Here is a 6376-nt window from a genome sequence, read left to right on the forward strand (position 1 = left end):
GCCCCCCCAGCTATAATTTTGCAGTAATATTATCGAGAATATCTTTATGCGCTTCTTTATCAATTGAACGCTCAAGAATTTTCTCTGCACCAGCTACAGCCAATGCAGCTACCTGTTTACGTAAGTCATCGCGAGCCCGGTTACGTAATGACTCAATCTCGGCTGCGGCCTGAGCGATAATCTTTTCACGCTCACCTTCAGCTTCAACACGAGCTTCATCAATAATTTGTAATTTACGCTTGTTCGCTTGCTCAATAACTTCAGCAGCTGTACGTTTCGCTTCTTTCATACGTTCAGAAGCATTCGCTTTCGCTAGATCAAGATCTTTTTCAGCACGTTCGGCTGCAGACAAACCGTCAGCAATTTTTTTCTGACGCTCTTCTATAGCTGCTATCAATGGTGTCCATACATATTTCATGCAGAACAATACAAAAATAGCAAAAGCTATCGCTTGACCGAACAGAGTTGCGTTTATATTCACCGCAGACTCCTCATATGTTTGCAAATAGGAAAAACACTAAATAATTAAAGTGCAATTATATTAACCAGCAACCGCAAACATGACGTACAAACCAAGACCAACAGAGATCATAGGAATTGCGTCGACAAGACCCATTACGATAAAGAACTGAGTACGGATAAGTGGGATAAGATCAGGCTGACGAGCAGCACCTTCAAGGTACTTACCACCAAGCATACCGATACCGATTGCCGCACCAATTGCTGCTAGGCCCATCATGATCGCCGCTGCAAGATACAGCAGATCCATGTTCAAGTTTTCCATTATTGACTCCAAGTTATACTATTGAGTTTTATGATAAATAAGTTTGAATTAGTGTTCTTCTGATGCTTGAGATAAATAAACTATCGTCAATACCATGAAGATAAATGCTTGTAACGTAATGATCAGTATATGGAAGATCGCCCATGGAACGGACAACATCCATTGAGACCACCAAGGTAATAACCCGGCAATCAAAATAAAGATCAACTCACCAGCATACATATTTCCGAACAAACGAAGACCCAGTGATACCGGCTTCGAAACCAATGTCACACCTTCCAGAATTAAATTTATCGGAATAAATGCCCAATGGTTAAATGGTTGTAGTGTTAGCTCTTTCGCAAATCCTATTGGTCCCTTAATTTTAAAGCTGTAATACAGAATTAATACAAAGACACCTAACGCCATCGAAAGCGTTATATTCACATCCGCGGAAGGAACAACACGAAGATAATGAATTCCTATCAAGCCAGCTGCATGAGGAAGGAAGTCTACCGGGATCAAGTCCATTAAGTTCATCAGGAACACCCATCCGAAAATGGTTATCGCCAATGGAGCAATTAACGCACTTTTTCCGCTGAATACATCTTTCACCGTACCATCAACAAATTCGACGATCATTTCGACGAAACATTGCAATTTTCCGGGAACATCACTTGAAGCATTTTTGGCTACACGGGAAAACAGCCAAAGCATACCAGCACCTAAAAGCACTGATATCACCATGGAGTCAATATTGATACTCCAAAAGCCGTCCCCTGAACTCAAAAAAGTCAGGTGGTGAGCGATATATTCTTGAGTGGTTTGAGTGGCTTCACCTGAACCAGACATTGAATATCCTATCTATTCACGGTTGATTGAAAAAAACGACGTCACGAACTGAACAACACTACCAAGACAATAAAACGCAACGAATACACCAGCACTAATGTCAACTTTCTTAAAAATAAACAATAGTACGCCAGCGGTCATCATTAACTTATAAACATTGCTGATAAAGGCACGGCCAACGACTGAAAATTCATTCCCAGTATCACGACCTGAATGCATATATATATTGGCTAATAATGTAGGTACACAGTACGCGAGTCCCCCGAGAAAAGTAGACATACCACTTTTCTCACCCAGCGCATAGTTTACGATAGCGGCAGATATGCTAAAAAAGGTTATCTGCCAAAAAAATGACAACATATACCATTTGTTTAACATAATTTACCACCCGTTAACTATAGGCCGATTATACATTCGACCTTATCTTTTACAATAAAGCCGAACCTACAATTCCTTAAAATATGTCACAAAAAGCAATATGATAGAGCAAAAATTTGCCACAGCTCTTATTTGATGGCTTCCTGTGAATCTACCTGATGTGTTAACGACTGCAAAATCTCTTCTAATTTCTGATTTTCATCAACACGAATCGTAATCGTTCCTTTCCCTTTATCAGAAAGAGCAACAGAAACTTTTGCTTGTAACATTTCACCCAATCTTTCAGACAAATTCAATGCATGATTCGTTACAACAGGTTTCTGAATTTTATCTGTTTCTGGTTCCAGAGCTTTTTTCACCAACTGTTCAGTTTGACGAACAGTTAAATGTTTTTTCGCAACTTCATGAGCAACTAAAGCTTGTTTTTCACCATCCAAAACAAGCAATGCTCTGGCATGTCCCATATCTAGTTTACGCTCTTCAACAAGTAACTTCACCGCATCATCAAGTTGATTTAAACGCAATAAATTACTAACCGTCGCCCGGGATTTACCGATAACATCCGCGACCTGCTGATGAGTTAATTCAAACTCGTCCTGTAATCGCTCAAGAGCCTGAGCTTCTTCAATAGCATTCAGGTCTTCACGCTGAATATTCTCAATCAGAGCCATAGCAATAGCAGCGCGATCTTCTACTTTCTTGACCAGACATGGTACAAGCTTTAGCCCGGCAAGCCTTGCTGCTCTCCAACGTCTTTCACCTGCAATAATTTCATACATTCCTTGTCCGACAGGACGAACAATAATGGGTTGTATGATTCCCTGAGACTGAATCGATGCTGAAAGCTCTTCTAAAGCCTCAGGAGAAACATCTTTACGAGGTTGATAGGTTCCGGGCTTTAAATGAGTTATCGATATATCGGTCAGCTCTCCATCTGAAGAAAGAGACTGACTATGAGTTGCAACCTGCTGCTTCTCTCTGGCCAGAGAACTGGTTGACAATAGTGCATCCAGCCCTTTTCCTAAACCACGTTTAGACATAAAAACAAATCCTGTGTATTAATACTTAAGCAAAAACTTCATCACGACGTAACATCTCACCAGCGAGGGCCAGATATGCTTTCGCGCCCACAGAATACTTATCATAATACATAGCGGGTTTACCATGACTTGGCGCTTCAGCAAGACGAACATTTCGGGGGATAACGGTCCGGTACACTTTGTCACCGAAATGTTTCTTCAGCTGATCAGAAACCTCATTGGATAAACGATTACGAGGATCAAACATCGTTCTTAGCAAACCTTCTATCTTCAGATTGTTATTAACGACAGCAGCTAACTTACTAATGGTATCCATTAATGCAGTTAATCCTTCAAGGGCAAAATATTCACATTGCATCGGGACCAGTACAGAATCCGCTGCAGCCATCGCGTTGATTGTAAGAAGGTTTAAAGAGGGAGGACAATCGATAAAGATGAAATCATAGTTATCACGAACCGAAGATAACACATTTTTTAAACGAACTTCCCGGGCAAAAACTTCCATGAGTTTGATTTCAGCAGCAGTAACGTCCGCATTCGCTGCAATCAAATCATAATGACCGGTCGTTTTTTGACAAACAACATCTTCAAAAGGCACTTCTTCAACTAAGAGATCATAAGCCGTGTAATCAACCTGATATTTATCAACACCGCTCGCCATTGTGGCATTTCCCTGTGGATCCAGATCAATGACTAAAACCTTGCGCTTTGTTGCGGCCATTGATGCAGCCAAATTAACACAAGTCGTTGTTTTCCCAACCCCGCCTTTCTGATTGGCAATTGCTACAATTTTACTCACGATCTGCCTCGCTGTTTATTTCTTGCGCGATAAGATTACAAGATGACGCTCACCTTCTAACTCAGGAACAACTAAAGATTTGACATCCATCACAGAATATTCTTCAGGAAGCTGATTTATCTCATCGTGCGGTACTTGTCCTTTTAAAGCCAGAAAAACACCACTCTGCTGCTTTGGAAGATGCTGACACCAATCTATCATATCTAAAACAGAAGCAAATGCACGGCTAAGAACACCATCAAACTTGTTTTGTGGATGAAACAATTCAACTCTGCTTTGTACAGGCTCTACATTGCTGATTTTCAGTTCATAAATAACCTGCTTAATGAATCGAATACGTTTTCCAAGACTATCAAGCAGGGTAAAGCTTTTCTCCGGATTCATAATCGCCAGGGGAATTCCTGGTAACCCCGGACCGGTGCCTACATCAATAAATCTTTCCCCATTTAAATGGGGACTTACAACAATGCTATCTAAAATATGTTTAACCAGCATTTCTTCTGGTTGGCGCACAGAAGTCAGATTATAAGCTTTGTTCCATTTGTTTAATAAAGCAACATAACCAGTTAATTGTTCTCTCTGATGTTCAGTGACTTCTAAATCAGTTTGTGCAATAAGTTGATCTAAACGAGCTCTCAAAGTCGTCATTTATGCGGCTTCTCCCTTTTTCAGCAGACCATTTTTCTTGAGATAAACCAATAAAATAGAAATAGCCGCAGGAGTTATCCCTGAGATCCTGGAAGCAATACCAATCGTTTCCGGTTTAGCCGTGTTCAGCTTAAGAATCACTTCATTCGACAAACCTTTAATATTTTTATAATCCAGGTCCAATGGTAGTTTTGTATGTTCATGACGCAATGATTTTTGAATTTCATCTTGCTGTCTTTGGATGTACCCCTCATATTTGACTTGGATTTCAACCTGCTCTGATGCCTGTTGATCTTCTGATGCCGGAGCATACCAGGACAAAGATGTGAGTTTGTGATAAGTCATTTCAGGCCGTCTCAAAAGATCTTCTCCGCTCGCTTCACGGGAAACCGGCGTTTTCAGCACATCATTCAATTTTTCAATGCCTTCAGACTGTGGGTTGACCCATATATCTTTCAGGCGCTGACGTTCTGTTTCCATATTTTCGATCTTTTGATTGAACCGCTTCCAGCGAACTTCATCCACAAGCCCTAACTGGTAACCTTTTTCGGTCAAACGTAAGTCAGCATTATCTTCACGAAGCAATAACCGGTATTCAGCCCGTGAAGTAAACATCCGGTAGGGCTCTTTTGTTCCCAAGGTAGAGAGATCATCAATCAATACCCCCATATAGGCCTGATCACGTCTCGGGCTCCAGCCTTCTTTGTCCTGAGCATAAAGGCTGGCATTCAAACCGGCAATCAATCCTTGGGCCGCAGCCTCTTCATATCCCGTAGTGCCGTTGATTTGTCCGGCAAAAAACAATCCCTGAATACATTTATTTTCATAAGTTTGTTTCAGATCTCTTGGATCAAAGAAATCATATTCTATTGCGTAACCCGGGCGAACAATGTGCGCATTTTTAAATCCATCCATTGACCGAACAATCTCAACCTGCACATCAAATGGCAAACTGGTTGAAATACCATTCGGATATAATTCTGTCGTCGTCAGCCCTTCAGGCTCTATAAATATCTGGTGGCGGTCTTTATCAGCAAAACGCATGACCTTATCTTCAATCGACGGGCAATAACGCGGTCCTATCCCTTCAATAACACCGGCATACATAGGACTTCGGTCTAAATTATTACGAATAACCTCGTGGGTTTTACTGTTGGTATAAGTGATATAACAGGGAATTTGACGAGGATGCTGCTCTCTGTGACCTAAAAAGGAGAACACAGGTGTTGGATCATCACCATGCTGAATAGCAAGTTCAGAGAAATTCACCGTCGTCGCATCAATTCGGGGAGGAGTTCCCGTTTTTAACCGATCAACTCTGAGCGGAAGCTCCCGAAGACGTTTTGCCAAAGCAATTGAAGAAGGATCTCCGGCTCGCCCCCCGGCATAATTTTCCATGCCTATATGGATCTTTCCCCCCAGAAAAGTTCCGACGGTTAATACCACCGATTTAGCCTGAAACTTTAGTCCCATCTGAGTGATCACACCCGTTACTTTATCCTGCTCAACAAGCAAATCATCAACAGACTGCTGAAATAGAGTCAGATTCGGTGTATTTTCCAGATAACTCCGGACGTAAGACTTATATAACGCGCGATCTGCCTGAGCTCTTGTTGCCCGAACAGCAGGACCTTTTGAAGCATTTAATGTTCTGAACTGAATACCCGCATGATCAATAGCCTGAGCCATTAATCCGCCCAATGCATCAACCTCTTTCACCAGATGGCCTTTACCAATACCACCAATTGCCGGATTACAGGACATCTGGCCCAGGGTATCAATATTATGTGTCAGTAATAATGTTTTTTGTCCTGTTCTGGCAGAGGCTAAAGCGGCTTCCGTTCCTGCGTGACCGCCACCAACAACTATGACGTCAAAATTTTCGTGATAAAGCAT

Annotated in this window: 8 protein-coding genes; all 8 read right to left on the reverse strand. The window is 41.6% G+C overall.

The window, feature by feature from the left end; genetic code table 11:
* Positions 1-10: 10 nt before the first annotated feature.
* Complete coding sequence (atpF, locus tag OCV29_RS17615) at positions 11-481, reverse strand: F0F1 ATP synthase subunit B (protein ID WP_073604378.1); 471 nt, start codon at positions 479-481, stop codon at positions 11-13.
* Between the two features lie 60 nt (positions 482-541).
* Positions 542-784, reverse strand: a complete 243-nt coding sequence (gene atpE, locus OCV29_RS17620; protein WP_021021406.1) for a F0F1 ATP synthase subunit C — start codon at positions 782-784, stop codon at positions 542-544.
* A gap of 48 nt (positions 785-832) precedes the next feature.
* A complete protein-coding gene (gene atpB / locus OCV29_RS17625) occupies positions 833-1615 on the reverse strand; it encodes a F0F1 ATP synthase subunit A (RefSeq protein WP_073604379.1) in 783 nt (260 codons plus the stop codon).
* 12 nt (positions 1616-1627) lie between these two features.
* Positions 1628-1993, reverse strand: a complete 366-nt coding sequence (locus tag OCV29_RS17630) for a hypothetical protein (RefSeq protein WP_073604380.1) — start codon at positions 1991-1993, stop codon at positions 1628-1630.
* Positions 1994-2121: 128 nt separating this feature from the next.
* A complete protein-coding gene (locus tag OCV29_RS17635) occupies positions 2122-3033 on the reverse strand; it encodes a ParB/RepB/Spo0J family partition protein (RefSeq protein ID WP_261887345.1) in 912 nt (303 codons plus the stop codon).
* 25 nt (positions 3034-3058) lie between these two features.
* A complete protein-coding gene (locus tag OCV29_RS17640; protein WP_073581981.1) occupies positions 3059-3832 on the reverse strand; it encodes a ParA family protein in 774 nt (257 codons plus the stop codon).
* A gap of 15 nt (positions 3833-3847) precedes the next feature.
* On the reverse strand, positions 3848-4480 hold the full coding sequence (gene rsmG, locus OCV29_RS17645) for a 16S rRNA (guanine(527)-N(7))-methyltransferase RsmG (RefSeq protein WP_073604382.1): 633 nt from the start codon (positions 4478-4480) through the stop codon (positions 3848-3850).
* On the reverse strand, positions 4481-6376 hold the full coding sequence (gene mnmG / locus OCV29_RS17650) for a tRNA uridine-5-carboxymethylaminomethyl(34) synthesis enzyme MnmG (RefSeq protein ID WP_073604383.1): 1896 nt from the start codon (positions 6374-6376) through the stop codon (positions 4481-4483). It abuts the gene before it with no gap.

The sequence above is a fragment of the Vibrio aerogenes genome, assembly GCF_024346755.1.
Classification (GTDB): Bacteria; Pseudomonadota; Gammaproteobacteria; order Enterobacterales; family Vibrionaceae; genus Vibrio; species Vibrio aerogenes.

What these genes read in the sequence shown, in the direction of transcription:
- OCV29_RS17630 (WP_073604380.1), bottom strand. Translation starts at nt 1,993, where the DNA reads ATGTTAAACAAATGGTATATGTTGTCATTTTTTTGGCAGATAACCTTT.
- atpB (WP_073604379.1), bottom strand. Translation starts at nt 1,615, where the DNA reads ATGTCTGGTTCAGGTGAAGCCACTCAAACCACTCAAGAATATATCGCT.
- rsmG (WP_073604382.1), bottom strand. Translation starts at nt 4,480, where the DNA reads ATGACGACTTTGAGAGCTCGTTTAGATCAACTTATTGCACAAACTGAT.
- mnmG (WP_073604383.1), bottom strand. Translation starts at nt 6,376, where the DNA reads ATGCTTTATCACGAAAATTTTGACGTCATAGTTGTTGGTGGCGGTCAC.
- OCV29_RS17635 (WP_261887345.1), bottom strand. Translation starts at nt 3,033, where the DNA reads ATGTCTAAACGTGGTTTAGGAAAAGGGCTGGATGCACTATTGTCAACC.
- atpE (WP_021021406.1), bottom strand. Translation starts at nt 784, where the DNA reads ATGGAAAACTTGAACATGGATCTGCTGTATCTTGCAGCGGCGATCATG.